Annotated in this window: 19 protein-coding genes, 2 pseudogenes and 1 other annotated feature; of the genes and pseudogenes, 16 read left to right on the top strand and 5 right to left on the bottom strand. The window is 36.3% G+C overall.

Annotation, left to right across the window (positions count from 1 at the left end; genetic code table 11):
• Positions 1–3: 3 nt before the first annotated feature.
• Positions 4–474 (bottom strand): 6,7-dimethyl-8-ribityllumazine synthase, encoded by a 471-nt coding sequence (ribH, locus tag GTK57_RS06220; protein WP_152873952.1) that lies wholly within the window; start codon positions 472–474, stop codon positions 4–6.
• Between the two features lie 18 nt (positions 475–492).
• Positions 493–1608, bottom strand: a complete 1116-nt coding sequence (gene ribBA / locus GTK57_RS06225) for a bifunctional 3,4-dihydroxy-2-butanone-4-phosphate synthase/GTP cyclohydrolase II (protein WP_152873951.1) — start codon at positions 1606–1608, stop codon at positions 493–495.
• 471 nt (positions 1609–2079) lie between these two features.
• Between ribBA and GTK57_RS06230 the strand changes: the two genes are divergently transcribed.
• The 8 genes from GTK57_RS06230 to GTK57_RS06260 all read left to right on the top strand — a co-directional run bounded on the left by GTK57_RS06230 (position 2080) and on the right by GTK57_RS06260 (position 11895).
• Positions 2080–2910: an ABC transporter permease gene (locus GTK57_RS06230; RefSeq protein WP_228720291.1), complete on the top strand. Its 831-nt coding sequence runs from the start codon at positions 2080–2082 to the stop codon at positions 2908–2910.
• The gene (locus GTK57_RS06235; protein ID WP_163121958.1) at positions 2907–3569 is read left to right on the top strand and encodes an ABC transporter ATP-binding protein; all 663 of its coding nucleotides are present in this window, start codon (positions 2907–2909) and stop codon (positions 3567–3569) included. The genes GTK57_RS06230 and GTK57_RS06235 overlap by 4 nt, the downstream gene beginning before the upstream one ends.
• Positions 3559–4527 (top strand): capsule biosynthesis protein, encoded by a 969-nt coding sequence (locus GTK57_RS06240; protein ID WP_228720292.1) that lies wholly within the window; start codon positions 3559–3561, stop codon positions 4525–4527. The genes GTK57_RS06235 and GTK57_RS06240 overlap by 11 nt, the downstream gene beginning before the upstream one ends.
• A 146-nt stretch (positions 4528–4673) precedes the next feature.
• On the top strand, positions 4674–6365 hold the full coding sequence (locus GTK57_RS06245; protein ID WP_163121960.1) for a polysaccharide biosynthesis/export family protein: 1692 nt from the start codon (positions 4674–4676) through the stop codon (positions 6363–6365).
• A gap of 17 nt (positions 6366–6382) precedes the next feature.
• The gene (locus tag GTK57_RS06250; RefSeq protein ID WP_163121962.1) at positions 6383–8587 is read left to right on the top strand and encodes a capsular polysaccharide export protein, LipB/KpsS family; all 2205 of its coding nucleotides are present in this window, start codon (positions 6383–6385) and stop codon (positions 8585–8587) included.
• A gap of 53 nt (positions 8588–8640) precedes the next feature.
• Positions 8641–10644: a capsular polysaccharide biosynthesis protein gene (locus tag GTK57_RS06255; RefSeq protein ID WP_228720293.1), complete on the top strand. Its 2004-nt coding sequence runs from the start codon at positions 8641–8643 to the stop codon at positions 10642–10644.
• A gap of 10 nt (positions 10645–10654) precedes the next feature.
• Positions 10655–10825: a hypothetical protein gene (locus GTK57_RS14665; protein WP_228720294.1), complete on the top strand. Its 171-nt coding sequence runs from the start codon at positions 10655–10657 to the stop codon at positions 10823–10825.
• Between the two features lie 68 nt (positions 10826–10893).
• Positions 10894–11895, top strand: a complete 1002-nt coding sequence (locus GTK57_RS06260) for a capsular biosynthesis protein (RefSeq protein WP_228720333.1) — start codon at positions 10894–10896, stop codon at positions 11893–11895.
• 353 nt (positions 11896–12248) lie between these two features.
• On the opposite strand, the gene GTK57_RS06265 is transcribed toward GTK57_RS06260, so the two are convergent.
• The gene (locus tag GTK57_RS06265) at positions 12249–12485 is read right to left on the bottom strand and encodes a VF530 family protein (RefSeq protein ID WP_163121964.1); all 237 of its coding nucleotides are present in this window, start codon (positions 12483–12485) and stop codon (positions 12249–12251) included.
• Positions 12486–12732: 247 nt separating this feature from the next.
• On the opposite strand from GTK57_RS06265, the gene GTK57_RS06270 reads away from it, so the two are divergent.
• Together GTK57_RS06270 and GTK57_RS06275 are read left to right on the top strand one after the other, a co-directional pair.
• Positions 12733–13071: a DUF2384 domain-containing protein gene (locus GTK57_RS06270; RefSeq protein ID WP_228720295.1), complete on the top strand. Its 339-nt coding sequence runs from the start codon at positions 12733–12735 to the stop codon at positions 13069–13071.
• Positions 13072–13363: 292 nt separating this feature from the next.
• The gene (locus tag GTK57_RS06275; RefSeq protein ID WP_086196716.1) at positions 13364–13624 is read left to right on the top strand and encodes a helix-turn-helix domain-containing protein; all 261 of its coding nucleotides are present in this window, start codon (positions 13364–13366) and stop codon (positions 13622–13624) included.
• A 98-nt stretch (positions 13625–13722) separates the two neighbouring features.
• Here GTK57_RS06275 and GTK57_RS06280 read toward each other — a convergent pair whose 3' ends face one another.
• A complete protein-coding gene (locus GTK57_RS06280) occupies positions 13723–15012 on the bottom strand; it encodes a type II toxin-antitoxin system HipA family toxin (protein ID WP_163121968.1) in 1290 nt (429 codons plus the stop codon).
• Positions 15009–15317 (bottom strand): helix-turn-helix transcriptional regulator, encoded by a 309-nt coding sequence (locus GTK57_RS06285; RefSeq protein ID WP_163121970.1) that lies wholly within the window; start codon positions 15315–15317, stop codon positions 15009–15011. Before GTK57_RS06285 ends, GTK57_RS06280 begins: the two co-directional genes overlap by 4 nt.
• Positions 15318–15605: 288 nt before the next feature.
• Here GTK57_RS06285 and GTK57_RS06295 point away from each other — a divergent pair.
• The 6 genes and pseudogenes from GTK57_RS06295 to GTK57_RS06320 form a co-directional block, all read left to right on the top strand.
• Positions 15606–16208: pseudogene (locus tag GTK57_RS06295) on the top strand (IS3 family transposase); the annotation flags it as partial.
• Positions 15894–16010 (top strand) — a sequence feature (AL1L pseudoknot). Its footprint overlaps the pseudogene before it by 117 nt.
• Positions 16209–16279: 71 nt before the next feature.
• Positions 16280–17355 (top strand): IS3 family transposase gene (locus tag GTK57_RS06300; RefSeq protein ID WP_163121972.1). Its coding sequence is split into 2 segments (ribosomal slippage): positions 16280–16532 and positions 16532–17355, totalling 1077 coding nucleotides; the frame shifts between segments, so codons are not numbered across the junction.
• A 54-nt stretch (positions 17356–17409) separates the two neighbouring features.
• Positions 17410–18056 (top strand): annotated as a pseudogene (locus GTK57_RS06305) (IS3 family transposase); the annotation flags it as partial.
• A gap of 240 nt (positions 18057–18296) precedes the next feature.
• Complete coding sequence (locus GTK57_RS06310; protein WP_163121974.1) at positions 18297–19589, top strand: type II toxin-antitoxin system HipA family toxin; 1293 nt, start codon at positions 18297–18299, stop codon at positions 19587–19589.
• Positions 19582–19860, top strand: coding sequence for a helix-turn-helix domain-containing protein (locus GTK57_RS06315; protein WP_151838134.1), 279 nt, complete (start codon positions 19582–19584; stop codon positions 19858–19860). Before GTK57_RS06310 ends, GTK57_RS06315 begins: the two co-directional genes overlap by 8 nt.
• A 185-nt stretch (positions 19861–20045) precedes the next feature.
• Complete coding sequence (locus GTK57_RS06320; RefSeq protein ID WP_163121976.1) at positions 20046–23393, top strand: DEAD/DEAH box helicase; 3348 nt, start codon at positions 20046–20048, stop codon at positions 23391–23393.
• The last annotated feature ends 192 nt before the right edge of the window (positions 23394–23585 follow it).

Genomic DNA, 23585 nt, shown 5'->3' on the forward strand with positions numbered 1-23585 from the left:
GCGTTAAATAGCCTTTAACAAGTTAACCATTTCAATCGCAGTAAGGGCAGCTTCGCCACCTTTATTACCTGCTTTTGTACCAGAGCGTTCAATCGCTTGTTCAATACTATCCGTAGTGAGTACACCATTAATTACTGGTAAGCCTGTGTCTAGACCAACAACGCCTAAACCTTTGGCACATTCACCAGCAACAAAATCGAAGTGAGGCGTGCTACCACGAATCACTGCGCCTAATGCAATGATTGCATCGAAACCATTTGAAGCTGCAAGTTTTTTTGCAACTACAGGAAGTTCCCAAGCACCAGGGGCATGAACAACAGTGATATTATCCTCTGATACGCCATGACGTTTCAATGTATCAATTGCACCTTCTAACAGATGTTCTACAACAAAACTGTTAAAACGACCAACTAAAATCGCGTAACGACCTTCGCTAGCGAGATGTAACATACCTTCAATACGGCGAATAGCCATAACAACCTCGATTATTTTTTAAGATGTTTGTTGTGCAGTGATGTATTCCACCACTTCTAAATTAAAACCTGATAATGCATTAAAACGTAAAGGTGAGCTTAAAAGCTTCATTTTTTCTACACCTAAATCACGTAAAATTTGTGCACCAACACCAATCGTTTGATATTGCTGTGAAAGTGCAGAATTCGATTTTACATTTTTAGGTGTAGTTAAAGCATCAAGAGCAGGACCTAAGTCTTGTAAATGACGTTGACCAATCCAAACTAAAACACCACGATCGCTCTTCGAAATTTCTTTTAAAGCACGGTCTAGGTTCCAAGCAGGTTCACCATCTTGCTTATTAATTTTGAGCAAGTCACGTGCAGGGTTGAAACCATGAACACGAACGGTTGTTACACCTTCTTTGGGTTCACCTTTTACTAAAGCTAGATGAATATCTGGATTACCTAGTTCGCGGTAACGGAATAATTCAAAAGTGCCATATTCAGTATCAAGTGTTTGTTGGTCGATACGTTCTACCGTTTGCTCGTTGGTCATACGGTAATGAATAAGATCGGCAATTGTACCAATTTTTAAACCATGTTTCTCTGCAAAAACTTCAAGATCTGGACGACGCGCCATCGTGCCATCTTCATTAATGATTTCACAAATAACAGATGCTGGTTCTAAACCCGCTAAACGTGATAAATCACATCCTGCTTCCGTATGACCTGCACGGTGTAAAACACCACCAGGTTGTGCCATTAATGGGAAGATGTGACCTGGTTGAACAATGTCAGCAGGTTTTGCATGTGCAGCAACAGCTGTTTGAATTGTATGTGCACGCTCTGCAGGCGAAATTCCTGTTGAAATACCTTGCGCAGCTTCAATTGAAAGCGTGAAGTTTGTACCGTGTTGAGCACCATTTGCATCGACCATTAGTGGTAAATTTAACTGTTGGCAACGCTCTTTACTTAATGTTAGACATACTAAACCGCGTGCATGTGTAATCATGAAGTTGATATCTTCTGGACGAACGTGTGTAGCAGCAATGACTAAATCACCTTCATTTTCACGATCTTCGTCATCCATTAGGATAACCATTTTTCCTGCACGGATGTCTGCTACAAGCTCTTCAACTGTATTGAGCGGCATCAACCTTCACCTTTTTGTTAGTCATTAACGACATTTAATTCATTAAATGGTTGCATAGTTTAACGCTTTTTAACGTGTTTTGCCTATGCTTCTGGTTTTTACTTACTGGTTCATTGTTATACACAGTATAGAAAACATAGGGAAGAAGACTTAGTTTGAAAAAAGGATGATTGTGAGGAAAGTTTAGGCACTTGAATAATATTATTAAAAAATTAAAAGGAATAGCTACTACTAATTATAAGTTATTGCAAGTTTGTTTTTATTCTAATTGTGACTTATTTATTGAAATTTCATTTAAATGTGATCTATTTTTTGATTGGAAATCAAAAAACAACAAATAGTAAACAATTTCTAACATCATTTTTAAGTCTATATAATTAATGTGTAATCCAATCATGAAAGCCCGTGTTCGAATGTAATTGTTTAGAAGATTTTTTGATTGAAATATAACTTATATATCGTCGAAAAATTATGAACAATTCACAAGAAATTATAAATATGCAGAAGTTGCCAAGGTTAAAGCCTAGATCTAGTACACGCGTAATGAGTGCATCTATCCGTGCTTTATTTTTGCGCGAATTACAAACAAGATTTGGTCAATATCGCTTGGGATACTTATGGGTTTTTCTGGAGCCACTATTCACAATAGGGGTGATGGTATTTTTGTTTGGTGCAATCATGCAAAGAATTTTACCAGGCATAGATTACGTTGTTTTTTTGATTAATGGGATTATTCCATTTTTCATGTTTAGAACGGGTGTTACTCAAGCAATGAGTGCTGTTCGTTCTAACCAAGGACTTTTTAGTTATAAGCCTGTTAGGCCAATAGATGCAATGTTGGCACGAAATATTTTAGAACTACTTCTTAAATTTATTGCGTATATTTCATTTAGTTTTAGCTTTCTTTGGTTTGGGTACGACATCAATTTTAGTGAGATTCCTGAGCTTCTCGCTTATTGGGTCATCTTATTTGTTTTTATGGTTGCATTTAGTCTGATCTTTATGGTTTTGACTGATTTTTCAAAAGAAATAGAAAAGTTTTTTTCAGTTTTATTCTTAATCTTATATTTACTTTCAGGTGTTCTTTACTCCATTCATATTATTGCACCTCAGTATCGAGAATATTTGCTGTGGAACCCTTTAATCCATGTTTTTGAGCTCATGAGACATGCTGTCGCTCCAACTTATGATTTGGTTCCAGGGATTAACATTGGTTATGTGATCTGTTGGGTAATTGTGACTTTGTTTATTGGACTTCTTCTTTATAAGCGTTTTGAAAAACGCATGATGAGGTCGAAATGATAGAACTAAAAGGGTTAACAAAGTCTTATGCAACGCCTAAAGGGCGACATTATGTGTTTAAAAATTTAAATGCAATTTTACCTGAAAATAAGAGTGTTGCCTTGCTAGGTAAAAATGGTGCAGGCAAAAGCACGCTACTTCGAATTATTGGTGGAGTGGATTATGCCGACACTGGGAAAGTAGTTACAGATAAAACAATTTCTTGGCCTGTTGCTTTATCTGGTGGTTTTCAGAGCAGCTTAACAGCACGCCAGAATGTTCGGTTTGTTGCCCGCTTATATGTAAATACACTTGAAGAGATTGAATACGTTGTGAATTACGTCGAAGAATTTGCCGAGATTGGAAAATATTTTGATATGCCAATGAAAAGCTATTCAAGTGGTATGAGAAGTCGAATTGGTTTTGGAATGAGTATGGCATTTAATTTTGATTACTACCTATTAGATGAAGTAGGTGCTGTTGGGGACGCATCATTCCGTAAGAAAAGTCAAAAAATATTAAATGAATTAAAGGAAAGCTCGAACATCATTATGGTTTCACATGACTTAAATGACTTAACAAATAATTGTGATGTCGCTTTTTTGGTTAGAGATAGTCAGGTCGAATATTTTGATGATGTAAAAGAAGCTGTAGAGGTTTATAAAGCTTATGCAAACTAAAATAAAGAATATAAAAATTAATAAAAAATTAGCAAAAATATATGGTGGTTTTGTTTTACTTCCATTTGTGATCATTCTTTTGTATTTGGTGGTTTTTGCCAAAGACAGATATGTGTCTACATCAATTTTATTGGTGAAGCAGGTAGGTGATGCAACTGTAATGAATTCATCGGGAATAGCTGCACTATTTGGTACTGCAAATACCAGTGGTGAAGATGCCAATATTCTTAAAGAATATATTCATTCGCGAGATATGATTGAAAAGCTAAATAAGGAATTGAATTTAAGGCATGCTTTTGCTGTATCAAAGGATCCAATATTTTCACTTTCGGACGATGCTGCAATTGAAGATGTTGTTGATTATTTTAATCGTGCTGTAAAAGTAGAGCTCGATGAAAAGACCATGATGCTAGATATTTCATCACAGGGTTTTAGTCCTGAGTTCTCATTAACTCTAAATAAAGCGATTCTTAAAAATAGTGAAACATTTATTAATGGTATTTCACAAAGTCTTGCGTATGAACAGCAAAAATTTGCTGAAAAACAATTGGCTGAATCAACTATAGAGTTGAAGAAAGCACGTGATCAATTGCTTGCTTATCAAAATAAAAATGAAATTTATGACCCTGAAATTCAAGCAAAAGCTGTCGCAACAATTATTGCAGGTTTGCAAGGTAATTTGGCTCAATTAAGAACTGAAGAGCGAACATTATTGAGTTATTTAAATTCAAGCGCACCGCAAGCAATTGCGATTCGTAGTCAAATTGAATCGGTTGAAACTCAAATTGCCAATGAAAATTCTAAGCTAACATCACCTAGCAATAAGAAGCTCAATAAAAATGTTGCAGATTTTGAGGAACTAAAAGCACAAGTCACATTTGCGACAGATGTTTACAAAATTTCGATCGCCTCTTTAGAGAAAGCTCGACTGGAAGCGTCTAGAAAATTAAAAAAGTAGTCGTTATTTCATCGCCACAGTTAGCTGAAAATGCGTTATATCCACGCAAATTTTATATCACAGTAACATCATTTATTTTATTAAATATTTTGTTTGGTATTGGTTTGTTGATTCAGTCCGTTATTCGTGAGCATAAGGAATAAGCGATGAAGTATATATTTATGTTAGTGCCTATAGTCGCGACAACTTTTACGTATGCGAGTAATGTCAATCAGCCAATTCCACAAGATTTTATGGGACTTGATAGTACTCAGTCTTACTCTCAGCAAACCCAAAATGTAGACCAAACAATTTTGCCAAGTCAGTCTGTAGCAGAGTTATCTCCAAGCAGCTCCTTGAAGTATGCCTCTCAAGCTAAATTCAATATGTTTGGTTCGCAACTTTTTAAAGGGGCTTTTGCAAGTACAGCAGGATCTACATTTAATAGTAGTTATCGCGTAAATCCTGGCGATAGTATCAATTTGCGGATGTGGGGGGCATATCAATATTCTGGCACTCAGAATGTAGATCCACAAGGTAATATTTTCATTCCAAATGTTGGTCCAATTAATGTATTGGGCGTGACCAATGGGAGTTTACAAGGCTTTATTGAGTCACAAGTTCGTAAAGTTTATGTTGCCAATGTTGGTGTTTATGCAGCATTAGAGCAGGCACAACCAGTTAAAGTTTTAGTTACAGGTTTTGTAAATCAACCAGGTAATTATGGTGGTGTGGCAAATGATACAGCAATTGCATATTTAGACAGAGCTGGTGGTGTAGATGCCGAAAGAGGTAGTTATGTCGATATTCAAATTCTACGTAATGGCTCACTTTTAAAACATGTAGATTTATATGAATTTTTAATACAAGGTCGTATTGCTCCATTTTCTTTCAGAGATGGTGATGTCATTGTTGTTGGACCACGTAAACATACCTTTAATGTTATGGGTGAGGTTTACAACCAGAACAATTTTGAATTCAGCTCGTCCACAATGATGCTTTCACAAGCACTATCTTTCGCAAAATTAAAACCTGGCGCTACGAATGTAAGTATTCAACGTAGGCAGGGTACAGAATATCGTAGTGAGTACTATCCATTAAGTCAGGCAAATAGCGTTGTTGTCGAGGATGGCGATCTTGTTACAGTTACGGCAGATCGTTATGCAGGAACCATACAGGTACGAGTAGATGGTGCACATAATGGTGCTCATGCCATTGTATTACCTTATGGGACAAAACTGAGTGAAGTGTTGGTTCAGTTACAACCGAACGTATTGGCTGAAGTAGAGTCATTACAACTTTTCCGCCCATCTGTTGCAAAGCGTCAAAAAGAAATGCTTAACGTATCTTTAGATAAGTTAGAAGAAGCTACGCTTAATGCACGTTCAAGTACACAAGAAGAAGCAAATTTACGTTTAAAAGATGCAGAGCTTGTGAAGCAATTTATTGCTAAAGCACGTTTAGTTGAGCCGAAAGGGCAAGTCGTTTTAAATCCAAATACATTCCAAGACGTCATTTTAGAACAAGGTGATGTGTTTTATATTCCAGAAAAAACATCTGTAGTGATGGTACATGGTGAAGTCGCATTTCCGAATGGTATTGAATACCAGCAAGGAATGAGGGCAAATGATTATATAGAACAGGCTGGTGGTTTTAGTCAAAAATCTAATAAGTCAAAAGTGATTGTCATTCACCAAAATGGTAAAGCAGAACTTGTAAGCAAGAGTTCAAAAATTCAGCAAGGGGATGAGATTTTAGTTTTACCTAAAATTCAAACGAAAGGAATTGAGTTAGTTCGAGGTATTTCTCAAATTCTGTATCAAATAGCTGTAGTCGCAAAAGTAGCATTGGATTTTTAAAAAAAATGGGTTTTATGATGAAAAAAAGTATAGATAACATTTCCTTAGATGTAATCGTTCCTGTGAGAAGCCGTCTTGAATATAATGTTTGTGAGCGAATATTAATACGAAGTGAATATAAACTGCCTAAAGGAGTTAATTATTTAATAGTAGATTATGGTTCTGAAAAAGAAGAAAGTGAAAAAATAAGAAATATTTGTGAAAGTAATAAGTTTAAATATTTATATATAGATGCTAGGAATAGTTTATGGAATGCATCGAAAGCACGAAATGCTGCATTATTACATTCAGAGGCAGACTATGTTTTATTTGAAGATGTAGATTTAGTTTCAGATTATGATTTTTACCATAAAATAAAGAAACAAATATATACGCTATTAGTTCAAAAAAAATGGCCTTTTTTTGCTGTTCCTGTTGCATATTTATCAGAAGAAGCATCTTTAGATTTAATGTCGCCATTAGATGAATATGAATATGATCTATTTACAACTGAAATTTTTGATTCAAATCATTCGGATATAATTGATTTTTATGCACCGGCATCGTCCCTATTGGTATGTAGACGAGACAAAGCAATATTTGTTGGTGGTTATGATGAATCATTTGAAGGTTGGGGGTTTGAAGACTCAGATTTTTGGGTAAAACTGTTAAGAGATATCGATATTGAAAAACCGAAAGATTTTTATAAATTAGATACTAGACCATACAATAATCAAGTTGAGTGGAGAGGTTGGAGAACTTTATTTAGAATTTTTGCTGATGTTTGTGCTCAAAAAGGGATATATAGCTTCCATAAATGGCATCCTATAGCGGAGCACCGTTCAGATTATATTAGAGCTAAAAACCATAAAATATTTTTAAAAAATAGTATTAATTATTCGAAGAATAATTATGCATTAACACCTTTGTGGAATCAGAATAAAGAAACAACTTTATTTTTAAGTAGAAATCCTCATTCATTTAATGAGTATGTGTTTAAAAAATTCGATAACCCTTTATTAATTGAAGAAAAAGATTTTGTGGTTAATGATATTGATGATGTTATTTTAAAATATAATATAACAAATGTTGTATTTAATAACCCTTATGGAAATATTAAGAGACTTGCAATTTATGAAGCCTTCAGAGAAAGAAATATAAAATGCTTTGTTGTTGAGAGAGGTGCTTTACCTGGATCTATATATATAGATCAGGGAGGATTTTGTGCTGAAAGTAAGTCTTACTTAAACTTTGTAAATCATGATTTTTCTGAAGAAAACTATTTAAAAACTGTCGACTATGTTAATGAGTTGAAAACTAAAGGTGCATCTCTAGAGCCTCAATCTGGAATGATTGGAAGCGATAATTTAAAAAGAGAGGTATTTGGTTCAACAAAGGGATACAAGGTATTATTTATTGCATTTCAATCTCCGAGTGATACAATAACAAATTTCTTCTGTAATCAGGTCGGAACGTACGATAATTTTGTGAATCAAGTCATGATGTTGTCTGTGTTGCTGGAGGATACTGAGTGGAAAATTATCTATAAAAATCATCCGCTTTCTTTATCTAAAGTGGAAGTTCCTGGTGCGATTAATGTTGATAAGTACCATATTGGGGATATATTGGAAGCATGTGATAGTGTTGCTCTAATTAATAGTGGTGTTGGAGTTTTGGCTGCTGCTTACGGGAAACCAGTTTATTGTTTTGGACAGGCTTTTTATCAATTAGAGCCATTAAGTTATAATGTTCATGATGCTAAAGGTCTTGTTAAGTTGTTAATCAATAATAATGAACAATTTAACAAGGAATTATCACTAAAATTCATTTCTTTTTTAATTAATGATTTTTATTCATTTGCAACATGGACTCGTGAAGAACGTAACCACACTAAGGAAGCTAAACTATCTATTTCTAAAGACATTAAATATACGGAAATAAGAATATGGGATGATTCGAAAGTATATGAAGTGTTTGCTGAAAATGGTCGATTCATTGATCTAAAATCAAGCCATCTTTTTGATAGATATAGATTAGAGGATTACTTATCTCGTGAAAAAAATAAAGAGACTAAATCGATTGTTAGGTCTAAGGAGGCTGTCGGTAATACAAAGAAAGTTTCTAAAAATGATTTAATAAAAGAAGAAAGTATTGGAAAAAAAGGCATTTTGAAAAAGAAAGTAGAGAAGTTAGTTAGAGATCCAAACCAGTTCTTTTTAGATTTTTTTTCGAAGAGAGTGTGACGATTTTCAATGGAGAGCCTGCTAAGCAGGCTTTCCACTTTTTATAGTTAATTATGAATAGTAATCTAAAAGAATTAGTATCGCCTACAGGTATTTTAAGTATTCCCTATATTATGCATTTTTTAATAAATGAAAAATGCATAAATTTTCAGTCTATTGGTTGGGGGCGAAAAAAAAGCTTTTTCAAAGCACAAGCCTACGCGCAAGAGCATGGGCTTGATGCTATTTGTTTGGAAGATGGTTTTATTCGTTCTTTAGGCTTAGGTAAAGATGGTTATCCTCCTTTATCTCTTGTTGTTGATGATGTTGGGATTTATTTTGATGCCACACAGCAATCAAAACTAGAAAATTTAATTTCTTGTAATGAAGATGATGAATTTAATACACGTGCCAAAAGTGCGATTAATAATATAATCAAGCATGGGATTACTAAATATAATCAAAAATTTGAAGCCATAGACTTATCTCAATTTTCTAATCACGTTAAAAATATTTTAGTTATTGATCAAACTTATGGCGATCAATCGATTAAATATGCTGGTGCAAATGAAAATACGTTTCAGAGTATGTTGAAGCGTGCGTGTGTCGATCATCCAGAGGCGCAAATTTGGGTGAAAACACATCCAGATGTACTTGCAGGAAAAGCAAAATCCCATTACTCAAAACAAGATCTGAATCATCCAAGAATTAAGGTGCTTACCAATAATTTCAATCCAATTGAATTGTTGCAGCAGGTCGATGAAGTTTATGTTGTTAGTTCTCAAATGGGCTTTGAGGCACTACTTTGCGAGAAAAAAGTTCATTGTTTTGGCGTTTCTTGGTATGCAGGGTGGGGGTTAACAGATGATATTTACGCACCATTAAGCTTGTTAAATCAAAGGAGAAATACTCACAAAAGCTTGGAGCATTTATTTGCTTGTGCATATTTAAAATATGCACGTTATGTCAATCCTGTGACAGGAAGTAAGTGTGAATTAGAAGATATTATTCAATTACTTATTCCAAACATAGAGAATCAAAAAATCTTAAGTTCATCATATGTTGCTTATGGGTTTAGTGTTTGGAAAAAAATATTTATCTCTTCTTTTTTTAATTTTCCAAAAGTGCAGCTAAAATTTAACCGTTATTTGAAGCCTAAGAAGTCTGAAAATATAGTGGCTTGGGGTAAAAAGGCAAAAGCGTTAAAAGATTTAAATTATAAAAATGTGACGACTGTTGAAGATGGTTTTATTCGTTCCGTCGGGTTGGGTGCTGAATTAGTAAGACCTTGCTCTTTGGTTTTTGATGATGTTGGGATTTATTACGACGCGACACAGCCATCAAAAATAGAAAATTTACTTCAACACGCAGAACTTGATGATGAGCAAATTGAGCGAGCATATGCGCTTAGGAAGTCATTAATTGAATTAAATATTTCTAAATATAATGTTGGCGATTTTAAAAGAATAAATCGCCCCATACATTCGCACGTTCTTTTAGTGGTTGGTCAGGTTGAAGATGATTTATCTATTAGCTTGGGTGGCGTCAGTATAAAGACCAACTTAGATTTACTTAAAAAAGTACGTGAAAATAATCCAGATAGTTACATTATTTATAAACCACATCCAGATGTTCAGTCTGGTTTAAGAATAGGAAAAATTGACAGTAAATTGATGGATCAATATGCCAATCAAATAGAGTTGGACTCGTCTATTTTACAGTGTTTTGAAGTCTGTGATGAAGTTCACACCATTACATCGTTAAGTGGGTTTGAAGCGCTTATTCGAGGTATTCCAGTTTATTGTTACGGGCTGCCATTTTATGCTGGATGGGGGCTAACAAATGATCATTATTTATGTGAAAGGAGGAGTAAGAAAGTCTCTTTAGAGACACTTATTTATATCACCCTCGTTCAATACGCATCTTATAACTTACTCGATTCAGAGAGATTAAAGATCCCCTTAGTTCGCCCAGAAGACGTTATTGGTTTTATCAAAAAGCAAAGAGATAAACCTCCGAAGAAACAATCCTTTTATTCCATTGCAATAACAAATTTATACCGAGTATTTAAAAAATAGGTTTCCTGTTATGTCTGTTCATATAGATAGTCTTTTGCTATCAAGGCGTGTTCTTTTGCTACAAGGCCCTTTGGGTAGTTTTTTCTCTCAGTTTGCACAATGGTTAGATGACAATGGTATTCAATGTTACAAAGTTAATTTTAATGGAGGAGATGCCTTTTTCTCAAAAACATTAATTTAAGCTTTGCTTTTACAGGAGCGCCTGAGGATTTCTCTGATTGGGTCGATAAATTTATATCGAATCATGAAATTGATGCTGTTGTATGCTTTGGCGATTGTCGTTACTACCACCAAGTTGCAAAGAAGGTTTCTGTTGATCGAAGTGTGAAATTCTTTGCATTTGAAGAGGGTTATATTCGTCCAAATTTTGTTACATTCGAAGAAAATGGAGTTAACTTTTTTTCAAATTTTTTAGCGCATCTCAAATCAAGTCAAGATTTAGAATCTATACACCATACTGAAGTTTTAGAAGTGAATACTTCATTTAAAAAAATGGTGTGTTATGCGATTCTCTATTATTTATTCATGTGGCTTTGTACATTTAAATATCCTAAGTATAAACATCATCGTTTAATGAGTGTTTGGACAGAAATTTATTACTGGTGCTGGTCTGGGTTTCGTCGAGTTAAAAATTCATTATTGGAAAAGAAAAAATTTGAAAAATTTATAAAACATCGTCAATTTCAATATTTTGTTTTTGCGTTGCAAGTGCATAATGATTTTCAAATCAGAACACATAGCGATTTAAGGTGTGTGAAAAAATATATACAACTGGTCATCGAAAATTTTGCGAATAATGCAAATGAACATCATCATTTAGTACTGAAACATCATCCAATGGATCGAGGTTATCGACACTATGGAAGTGAAATAAAAAGGCTAACTCATAAATATGGGCTTGATGGTAGAGTGCATTATTTCTGTGATATTCATCTTCCAACTCTGCTTAAAAATAGCATTGGATTTGTAACAGTGAATAGCACCACAGGTATTCAAGCGCTTTACCATGATGTGCCTGTTAAAGTGTTAGGGCATGCTTTGTATAATTTACCAAAACTCACGAATCAGCATAAATTGGCTCAATTTTGGCAACATCCAGGCGCTGTAGATTCTATTTATTTTCAAAAATTTAGAGATGAATTGGTTGATTACTCTCAGTTAAATGGTAGTTTCTATGGAGATTCTATTTGGATGAACCAGCCGCGCTTATATCGAGAGAAAAAAACAAATTATGAAAAGTTGATTTTGTAGTTGGTTAATCCAACTATATTTTTATTTTAGCAAAAAAATCCCCCATCTTTCGATGAGGGATTTTTTGAATCTGGAGCGGGAAAGGAGACTCGAACTCCCGACCCCAACCTTGGCAAGAGTCACCGACATAAAATACACTAAATAACATAATCGGTATTTTAATAAATCCTATATATAACAGTTATATAGAGTTTTTATTTTGTGTGGTGTAATTTAAGGTAGGGTAGGGTACTTTGATTTTTGGTCACTAAATTTACTTTGATAATCAACAATAATAACCAACATACACATGCTTAATCTAAAGGTGTTTTACAGACTGGTATAATTTTATGATGAGAGGGGGGTGCTTGGGGCTACGGTTTCTGTTTTGTCTTTTGGCGTAAGACGTACAAATATAAGCTTTCTACTTTTTCACGTGCCCATGGTGTGGTACGCAAGAATCGTAATGATGATTTAACACTTGGGTCTATGCAAAAGCATCTAATTTCAATTTTACGACTCAAGCCTTCAAAGCCGCCATAGTAATCTAGCAACTCATTCAAAATGTCAGCAAGCTTTTTGCCGTGTAAAGGGTCATTGGATGTGTTCATATTGGGTCAATCGTATTTGGTAAGGAAAGTGGTGGCAGTCCATAAATAAATTTATAGAATTAGGTCGACTTCATACCCAAGTTGTCGCTTAAATTTGAGTAACTTGGGGAAGCTCTATCTTTAGAGTCTTTATGCAACAAAGCCCAATTCAACTACAAATACCACATTCAAAACTATTTTTACTACCATCAGTACGAATTATGTAGTAGAACCTAAAGACCTCTTTGTAATGCGGGTAATCGAACAAATGACTAACAGCGAAAAGGTCTTAGCTAAAGCTGTTTTAACTGCAGCACAAAAAATTGGGCTAACACATGATCAACTTGCCATGGTTCTTGATATAAATTTATCGATAACCAATATAGATTGTTGCAGATTCTCATTACCGCAAAAAGAAGTTGCCCTCAAACTTATACGTATCACAGTGGCCGTAGATACTCTCTCCGGCGGCAATATTTCAACTATCCAACATTTTATGAAATATCCGAATAAAATAACGAAAGGTATTCCGTTGGATCAAATCCAAAATATTTCTGAGCTTGAAACCGTTTTACAATTTGTGGAAGGCCTTCAAGCTAAGTCGTAATTTATGCAAGGCTTCATTACTTAGAAACTTAAGCTATAACCCGATCCCATCCTTCAAATTCACAATATAAGAAGCATCTTTCTCAAGAGGTAGGCTAACCTAACTCTAAAAAATGAAGTAAAAACTACTATACACATATAGGCTCTATTTTAATAATTTAAGGCAAAATAGAACTTTATAAATTCAATAATATTCAAGAGTCACAATAATAAGTTTGCTATATAGCGAATATTTGCCATAATTTGTTAAAAGTTTGCTATATGGCTAACAAATTTCTAGAGTTAAAATTGATATGGCTACAAGAGAAGAAATAGGTAAAGAAATACGTTTGGCAAGAAAAGCTCTAGGCTATACACAGAAAAAACTTTCAGAAAAAACCAACGTCAATAAAACAACAATTTCAGAGATAGAAAATGGCCATTTTACAGGCTCATTTAGTATATTTGAAAGTGTACTTAATGCGGTAGGCCTGCAATTTGAAGTGGATAAAAAGAAGTATAAATTTCCGCAGTGGGATGAAATTGAAGCAATGTTTGCGGAAGATGATGAATAAAAGTTTAGTGGCTTACATTATCAGTCGAAGTGCAAAAAGAGTAATTTTTAGATAAAAAGAAAATTATTTGAGAAATTTTAGTCTTTTTACAGGTTCTCCTAATCATCTGTAAGTATCTGAAAGTCTGGATGCAATTTTTTCCAATGTTCTCTTAATTTTTCTTTATGAGCGGAAATCATAGGTAAGTCTAGTAATAGCGCTGGCCATAATGATCGAGCTTTATCCATAATATCGTGAAGTTGCTTCTCGATGATACGCCATGGAACGCCGACTTTTTCTGCCCATTGCTTAAAATGCTTCATCTCAGCTAAATACCAATCTTTATTTTTGGCAAGATTTAATACGAAATGATGCTCATTTTCAATATATACACTGGTCATTAATATATCGTATGCGGGTGATAATCTTGGTGCACTTTTATCGTAATAAATCATACTCCAGTTTTTTAAGTGCGCATCTCCATTGGCGAGTAAAATATTGATGAGTAAGCGGCTGGCAAATTGCTGAATATCAATAATTTTGTTATCTGAATACTGGTAAATGATCTTGCCTATCTGCTCATAATTTGTGGTGCTGTATTTCTGATGTGGATATGCACCAAAGATCTGAGCAAAATCTTCAATATGAATAAGCTCTGTAGTGTTAGCAGTACTCTGTCTATCAAATCTCTTAATTGCAAAAGCATATTGCTCTTGGGGTAAATTTAATGGTGGCAGGTCTTGTAAAAGGGCCATATCCACCAAGCGAATCTCAGGGACATCTATTCCGACCGTTTTGGCAAGGCTCATCATAGAATATTCATTTAACGGAACAAAAGCATGTCTGGAAGAAGGAGTTTTGATAATCCAGTCCCCGAGTAGAGTCGTTTCCGTTGCCTGTGCTAGTGTAAAATGTCCATCTTTGGCTTTCATGGAAAACTTCATTTGGACGCCGGCCAAGGAAAACTTATTATCTGTTCGAATCTCTTGCTTTAAAATTTGATCTGGATTCGAGATCTGCAGTTTAAATTTTATTTCATCTGGAATTTCTTCTGGATCTAATGGAGTCGCAATGAGTGCTCCAGGTAAATCATGACCTAAAGCTGCCAATAACTGAAATTCATTGTCTATATGTACTTTGAGGCTTTGTGCAATTAGTTCGCGTAATGCACCTTCTGGTAGCAAGTTTGATAGCAAGGGATGTAAACGCTGATGTGTAATATAGGTCTTTTCTAAAATCTTATCCACTTGAGGATACAAGGGGGAAGTCAGCAGGCTCAAGGTCGGGCGTTGCTGATCAGAGCGGAAAGAATCTGTAAAAACCAGAATATTTTTTCCGCTCTGAAATCCTGCCAAGTATCCAACGACAGCATGATGTAATGTTAATTTCAGGACGGCAATAGTATTCATGGTTCCTCTCCTCCGAGAAGACCCTTCCATGGGTTAGTCATTAAGTCATCCTGATCTTCAATAGTGACCTTAATTTCATCATTCAATAATTGTCTGATCAAATGAACCTTATCATCAGGGATGAGCATCAGTTGAGCATTTAATCCTGCCGCGATAATTTCTAAGGTCTCTAATCGAGGATTGCCCTGACTTTCCAGTTTTTGGTACTGCTGTCTTGAAATGCCTGTACGGGATTGCATATCAATTTGCTTTAAGCCCAATAGGGTTCGTCTTTTTTTGATTTGCTGAAGTAAAGATTTATTCATTGTAGACACACTTGTTGCTTTTATTTGTTATAAGAAATATATTAGTTTCTTTTATTGTGAAAAGCAATTTATGATTTTATCATTTTGTTTAATGTCGATAGTCTGACCATTGAAAATAAGGGGCTTTTTACTATTACAATAGAATTATGGGGGGTGTTAAACACACAATGGAAATCATAAATAGATCAGTGATTTAATCAGTTTTAAGAAGTTCCTGTTGGTGTAATACAGCCATAGGTGAACCGTACCGGGTTTGTCGGAGACTCTATATTCTGAGAGACTATTCCGATGAAAAAACCAAACTATACCCCCGAAATTAGAGAAAGAGCGGTTCAACTTGTGATTGAATCCGAAAAAGATTATCCATCGAACTGGGCAGCAGTTTCCGCAATTGCACCTGAGCAGCATGCTGCGCAAGGGTTGTACTGCTGAGACATTACGTGTTTGGTATTTAAGAAATCTGGATCAACAGAATCCAATTAAAATACAACAACATTCAGCTCAAGAACGTATTAAGCAACTCGAACGTGAAATTAAAGAATTAAAACGGGCCAATGAAATTCTACGTAAAGCAGCCGCTTTTTTCGCCCAGGCGGAGCTCGACCGCCCACACAAATAATGGTGGATTTTATCCATAACAATAAAGATCAATATGGTGTTGATGCGATTTGTAGAATTTTACCGATTGCAGCATCAACCTATTATCGGGTTTTAGATATCGTTGATAACCCAGAACATCGAGCGAAACGAGATCTACATGATTTACATTATGCTGAGGAAATCAAACGAATTTGGCAGGAAAGTTCAGGTCGGTACGGTGTTCGTAAAGTTTGGCAAAGGTTGAAACGTGAAGGCTATGTTATTGCACGTTGTACAGTTGCTCGATTGATGGGTAATGCTCCCCTTAAATAATTGAGCTTAAAAGTAGAAAATCGAATAACCTTGATTTAAGGAGATTTTCGATGAAAACATCTAAATATTCAGACAGCTTAATCATGAGTATTTTGAAGCAAGCTGAAGCGGGTACCCCAGTACCAAACCTATGCCGTGAGCATGGAATGAGTTCTGCCACATTCTATAAATGGAAGTCCAAATATGGCGGCATGGATCTTTCCATGATGACTCGACTCAAAGAGCTAGAGGCTGAAAATGCTCGCCTTAAACGTATGTATGCGGATGAGCGACTTAAAGCTGATATCCTTCAGGATGCACTGTCAAAAAAGTTATAAGGCCGACTCAACGTAAAACGCTTGCTCAACAAGCTATTGAGCAATATAAGATATCAGTGAGCAAGGCCTGCTTCATTTTCAAGGTTAGCCAAACCTGTTATCGCTATTTAGCTAAATTGAAAGAGCAGAATGTAGTTATTGCAGATTGGCTAACTAAGCTCACCAATGAAAATAAGACTTGGGGGTTTAAGCTTTGCTTTCTGTATCTTCGAAATGTCAAAGGCTACCCTTGGAACCATAAACGTATTTATCGTATCTATAAGGAACTTGAACTTAACCTTCGAATCAAACCCAACAAACGGATTAAACGAGCTCAACCTGAAGTACTGGCTGTGCCAGAATCCCCAAATGAGTCATGGTCAATGGATTTTATGCATGATCAGCTCAGCGACGGTCGCAGCTACCGTGTTCATAACGTGATTGATGACTATAACCGTGAGTCCTTGGATATCTTAGTTGACTTCTCATTGCCAGCTCAGCGTGTGCTTAGAGGGCTCGATCAACTCATTGAATGGCGAGGAAAACCAAAACGAATACGCAGTGACAATGGACCCGAGTACATCAGTGATTTAATGGAAGTGTGGTGTGAGCAACACAAAATTGAGCATGTATTTACTCAGCCTGGCAATCCACAGCAGAATGCTTATGTAGAACGCTTTAATCGAACAGTACGTTATGAATGTTTAAATCAGTATTTATTTCGAGAACTTGAAGATGTTCAAGACTATACAACTGCGTGGCAACACTTTTATAATCATGAACGACCTCATATGTCAGTTGATGGTAAACCACCTAAATTTAAACAATGACAAGGGCTTTGGTTTTTCTACTCATTAACTCAATTAAAAATGGGGGTATTACCGATGCAAAAGCTAGGTATACAAGGTTTTTGGCGTGGTAAGAACAAACAAACCACCCGCAGCCGAGATGATCAAAAACGAGCAGATGACTTAGTGAAACGTAATTTTAGTGCTGATCGACCTGACCCTTGCGAAGCAGTGCTTCTCAGGTCAGTGACTTTACGTATATTCAAACCAATTCTGGCTGGGTTTACACCGCATTTATTATTGATGTGTTCTCACGAGCAATTGTTGGATGGAAAGTATCAACACGGATGAATACAGATATGGTACTTGATGCATTAGAACAAGCTTTGCATGATCGAGGTATGCCAAAGAATGTAATTCATCATTCAGACAGAGGTGTGCAATACCTCTCCATTCGCTATACCAATCGTCTAGAAGCAGCAAATTTACGAGCGTCAGTCGGTACGACTGGTGATTCGTATGATAATGCTTTGGCTGAAACGGTAAATGGCTTATACAAAACAGAAGTGATTGAATATTTAAAAGCAGATTGGCAAGGTTTAGCGGATGTACAACTTGCGACATTGAATTGGGTAGATTGGTTCAATAAAAAGCGTGTACACAGTGCATTGGGTTATGTGTCGTCTTTTGAGTTTGAAGCAATGTACTATGATAAGATTAACCCATTAGGTCAGGTGGTCTGACTTAAATAAAAACGTCTCCGACAAACCCGGTACGGTTCAGTTTATTCATATTGAAATTATAAGGCTGAATAAACCTTCTAAGCTAGGTTTGTGCAACAAAGCCGTTGTTTTCCCAAGTAGAGATTTTATGTTAAATAAAAAATAAATTTTGAAAACTCACTTGGATAAAAATAATACTTTACTACTATAATAGGTATATAATAGGAAAAACTGACTATACTTTACTATTTAAATAGAATTATGAATGATTTTCGCTCTGTCCAAATATTTCTGAATAATCAATGGATCGATTGCGCCACTATTGAAGTAATAGGTGAAAAAGCTAAAGGTTGGAAAGCTAGCTGCGGAACATATTATTCAATAGATTACGCAATTGAACATATGGGGTTGCGAGATGGTCATGCTGTTTCAAACCATTATCCGATTAATTTAGAAAGCAATATTGAGCCTACGTGGCCAGCTTTTCTAGTTGACCTATTACCTCAAGGATATGGTCGAAAAGAACTATTAAAAAAACTTGGCCGCCCTGAGTATGAAGAAGAGTCAGCAGATTGGCCATTGCTTAAAGTAGGAGCGAGCAATCCTATTGGTAACTTAAGAATAAAAGAAGCTCATGAATGGCTTTTAACTCAATATTCAGATCAGTTAGTACAAGGATTTTCAATACAGGAAATTATCGAACGTAGTGAAGAGTTTCTTGAGTCATTATCATCTTTTGGACTATTTATCTCTGGATCATCGGGTGTTCAAGGTGAGTGGCCAAAACTATTACTCACACAAGGTCATGATGAGTTATTTTATCTTGATCATACGTTACCTGATGAAATGGCTAAACAGCACTGGTTGGTTAAATTTAGCCGAGGAACGGATCAACGTCTAAACAAAATTTTGAATCAAGAACCCTTATATATGCAAATAGCAGCATATTTAGGATTGCGAGTGTTTAGACCTCTAGAATTACATGGAAGAACTTTATTTATTCCACGTTTTGATCGGCAAGTGGTTGATAACCGTGTTGAAAGAATAGCCCAAGAAAGTTTAGCTTCTTTTAGTGGAAAAGCGGGCTTCGGAGTAAAAATGTCTCATAACGAAGTCTGCAAAATTATCATGAATTGTTGTACAGATCCAGAAACAGAAACTCTTGAATATGTAAAAAGAGATTTAGCCAATATCGCTTTAGGAAATAAAGATAATCATACCCGTAATACGGCATTTCAAAGGCTTAACAATGGCAATATTCGATTAACGCCTTTATTTGATTTTGCCCCCATGTGGTTACATCCTGATGGAATCGCGAGATCTACTCGATGGGAAAAAGACGATAACAACTGGGCTTCAATTGCTCATCAAATTGTAGAATGCAGTTCTTTAACTTTAGAACAAATAAAATCTCTATTTTCTGAACAATTACCTTTGTATCAAGGGCTTTTGATCAAGATGAAATCTATTGGGATAGATGATGAAATTCTAGAAAATTGTGCATATCGCATTGAAGGGATTTGCGCACAATTAAAGGAGATTTGTTATGGATAAACGTTTTATTCCACTCTCTCAAATAGAGCAAATTAAAAAAAGACAATATGTCTTAGAACAGATTCAACTGAATCCTGATTGGCCGATACATGTCATTGCAAAATTCATTAGAACAGAGTTGCATCTGACGTTAAATGAAATGTCCAAGATCACTAAAATTTCGCTTCAAACTTTACAGAAGCTAGAGCGATCAGATGCAAATCCAACCGTAGAAACAATGCTAAAACTTTTAACCCCATTTGGTTTAAAGTTAACTGTCGTGAAGAAATGAGAACTTTCTATCAGGATATTTTCGACCTCAATGATCTGTTTAACTTTTCTGATTTGATTGTCTTTACTCACAATATTCCTATTGAATGAGTCGAATTTGTGCTCAGGTTGAGCAGTTCGGCTACTATTCTAAAATGACAGCTTTGTCCGTTATAATTGTATAAACATTTTTAGTGTCTGGTAATCATGTCCTCATTGATCAATTTTCTATCTCACTTTAGTACTGCAACTCTTCATCGCAGTCTGAGCTATGCTAAACACATTGATAGGGAAACGATTGAGTTCTTTGAGGAAAATGATGATGTCACGATGTATGCTCAAATTGAAGGGACAGATTATTACGATACCGCGATTACCTATAATCTTAAAAAAGACCGTTTAATCGATGATGACTGCACTTGTCCAGTTGGATATAACTGTAAACATGCTGCTGCTTTAGCGCGGTTATTCTTTCAAGAATATCGTCAGGAATTTCAACAGCGTTATGCTGAATCTCAATCTCCGCAGGGAATCGCAAAACGCCGATGGGGGGATGATCAGGCGCAGCGCTGGTTGAATGATTTTAAACGGTATTTACAACAGACTGAACCAGAGCAATCTGTCAAAACAAACAATTATTTAATTTACCTGCTAGATCAGTCGGTCAGCTTAAAGAAATTGACAGTTGATGTTCAGAAGGCCAGACGCAATAAAAACGGCTCAATTGCAGGGGAAAGTTATTATACCCAATATGAAAATATCACCAGAAAGCATCTGACTTTACCTGAACAAAAACGACAATTATTTAACCAGATTTATTATTACGCCAAAATAAACAGCGACGAGCGTTTTTATCAAAGCAATCTTGATATCTCCGGAATTTCATTGGAGCACTTTAAATCTTTTATTCAAAGTGGCGATGTGTACTGGCAAAAAAAGAGCTATGCTGCACTTCAATGGTCAGAACAAGGCTATCACATCGAATTGATCTGGGAACAAGGTGTCAACAAACAGACGGAGCATTTAAACATTGAATTGGTCAATGGCGATATTCGACTCGATTTAAAATCAAATCCACATATCCAGATTCTCGCGAGCCAGCCACCATGTTATGTGGATATTCAACAGAACACGGTGGGCCAGTTATATGGTAAATATACGGCAAATCTGCTCTACCATTTTTTACAGATGCCTGATCTTCCAGCTACGCTCTTGCCAGAGTTTGAGCAACTGACTCATCAATATTCAGATGTGAAAAATCTGCCTCAACCCGAGTTTATTCAGCATATTGATGTCTTTGAGGGTAGTCCCCAGCCAATTTTACGCTTCGGTGTTTTAGATAAATTTGATTGGAAATGGGAAGAGTCTGTTTGTGCTGAAATTGAATTCTCCTATGCAGGTGGGCGAATTAAAGCAGGTACATCAGGTGACAGTTTTATTGGTGAACAGCATGGCAAAATGGTGCGACAGCTTCGGGACTTAGTTCAGGAACAACAGTCAATCCAGCGTTTACAGCTATTGGTCGAATCACTGAAGTGGGTGAAAGATCTTAGTTATGACCAGCAATTAAAACTGGATAAACAACGTCTTGATTCTATGGTTTTTGCTTTCTATGGAGACTGGATCAAACAGCTCATGCCCATCAATCAAATTGAGTTGATGGGCTGGCAGATAGAGCATCTGGAAAACAGCCCCTTTAACCTGCAATATGTCGAAAATTTAAATATTTCTATCACTGAATCTGAAGGTCAGCAGGACTGGTTCAATATCGGGGCGACGGTTCAAGACAGTGCAGGTAATTCTTATAATTTGCTTGATGCGCTCGTAGCTTTGGTGCGAGTAAATCCTGATTTACTTGATCCGCGGACGTTTATTTATCTGCATGACAGTCAAATTTTCACCGTGAAAACTGCAGTTGATCAACCTGATTTGGCTCTATCCGCTAGGGATATTAAGCCGGTATTGTTACATCTGCAGAGCATTTTACAGCAAGAAGAGCGCAGTATTGATCGCTATGATGCGAGTCAATTATTAGAATTGCAGCATAATCTTGGGATGACATGGCAGGTCAGTGATCGCCTGCAGCAATTTGTACAGAAATTCAAACAAGGCTATCAGCAACAACTGCCGACACCACAAGGTTTTCAGGGGGAGTTGCGTCCATACCAGCAGCAGGGCTTAGGCTGGTTACAGTTTTTAAGGGAAACCCAGCATGGCGGGATTCTGGCAGATGATATGGGCTTGGGGAAAACAGCACAAACTTTAGCCCATTTACTCATGGAAAAGCAGGCTGGATATTTGCAGGACAGTCCCGCCTTAATTGTTGCACCCACATCGCTGATGCATAACTGGTTCAAAGAAGCGGAGAAATTTACCCCTGAGCTCAAGGTATTGCTGCTACAGGGGCCCGACCGCCATCAGAATTTTGAGCAGATTCCGCACTATGATATTGTGTTAACCACCTATCCGCTTCTAGCGAGAGATGAAGAACAACTAAAGCAATATGAATATCATCAACTCATTTTGGATGAGGCGCAGAATATCAAAAATCCGCGTGCCAAAGCTGCACAGGTAGTACGCCAATTAAAAGCACGACATCGTTTGTGTCTAACAGGTACCCCGATGGAAAATCATTTGGGTGAACTGTGGGCACTATTTTATTTCCTGATGCCAGGATTTTTATATTCACAAGAAATTTTTAATAAAAAGTACCGTCATCCGATTGAAAAACGCGGTGATCAGCAGTTAAGGCAAAAGCTGGTCAACCGGATTAAGCCCTTCATTTTACGTCGCTTGAAAACTGACGTAGCCAAAGAATTGCCAGAAAAAACTACGATTGAAGTCAATATTGATATGAATGACCAGCAATCCAAGTTATATGAGGCTGTTCGTGCCACGATGCAGGAAAATATTCAGAAAATTGTGGCAGAAAAAGGCTTTAAACGTAGTCAAATTCAAATTTTAGATGCCTTACTGAAGCTACGTCAGGTGTGCTGCCATCCTAGCTTACTAAAGCTGGATTCAGTGAAAACCGGGCAGGCACACTCTGCCAAACTTGAACAGTTGATGGATATGGTCGTTCCAATGGTGGAGGAGGGGCGAAAAATTCTGATCTTCTCTCAGTTTACCTCAATGTTGGAACTGATTGAGCAACAGCTCCATCACGCAGAAATTGGCTATGTGAAGCTGACTGGAAAGACCAAAAAGCGAGATGAAGTCATTACAGCATTTCAGTCTGGACAAGTGCCGGTATTTTTAATCAGTCTGAAAGCAGGAGGGGTCGGTCTGAATTTAACCGCCGCAGATACAGTCATTCACTATGATCCATGGTGGAACCCTGCTGCTGAAGATCAAGCTTCAGATCGTGCATGGCGGATTGGACAGGACAAGCCGGTATTTGTGTATAAGCTGATTACCAATAAAAGCATAGAAGAAAAAATTCTTGCCTTACAGCAAAATAAAGCAGAACTGGCACACTCTATTCTAAGTACAGATCATGAAGGCGAAGCGAAACTGACGGAAAATGACGTGATGAACTTGTTTGAGAAATTTTAGTTTGGTTACAGATCACCCTAATCATCTGTAAGTCTGGATGATTTTTTTTCCAATGTTCTCTTAATTTTGCTTTATGAGCGGGAATTTTAGGTAAGTCTAGTAATAGCGCTGACCATAATGATCGAGCTTTATTCATAATGTCGTGATTTTTTTCTCGATGATACTCCATGGAAGAAATATAGAGATTATTGA

The organism is Acinetobacter portensis (assembly GCF_010646905.1).
Taxonomy (GTDB): Bacteria; Pseudomonadota; Gammaproteobacteria; order Pseudomonadales; family Moraxellaceae; genus Acinetobacter; species Acinetobacter portensis.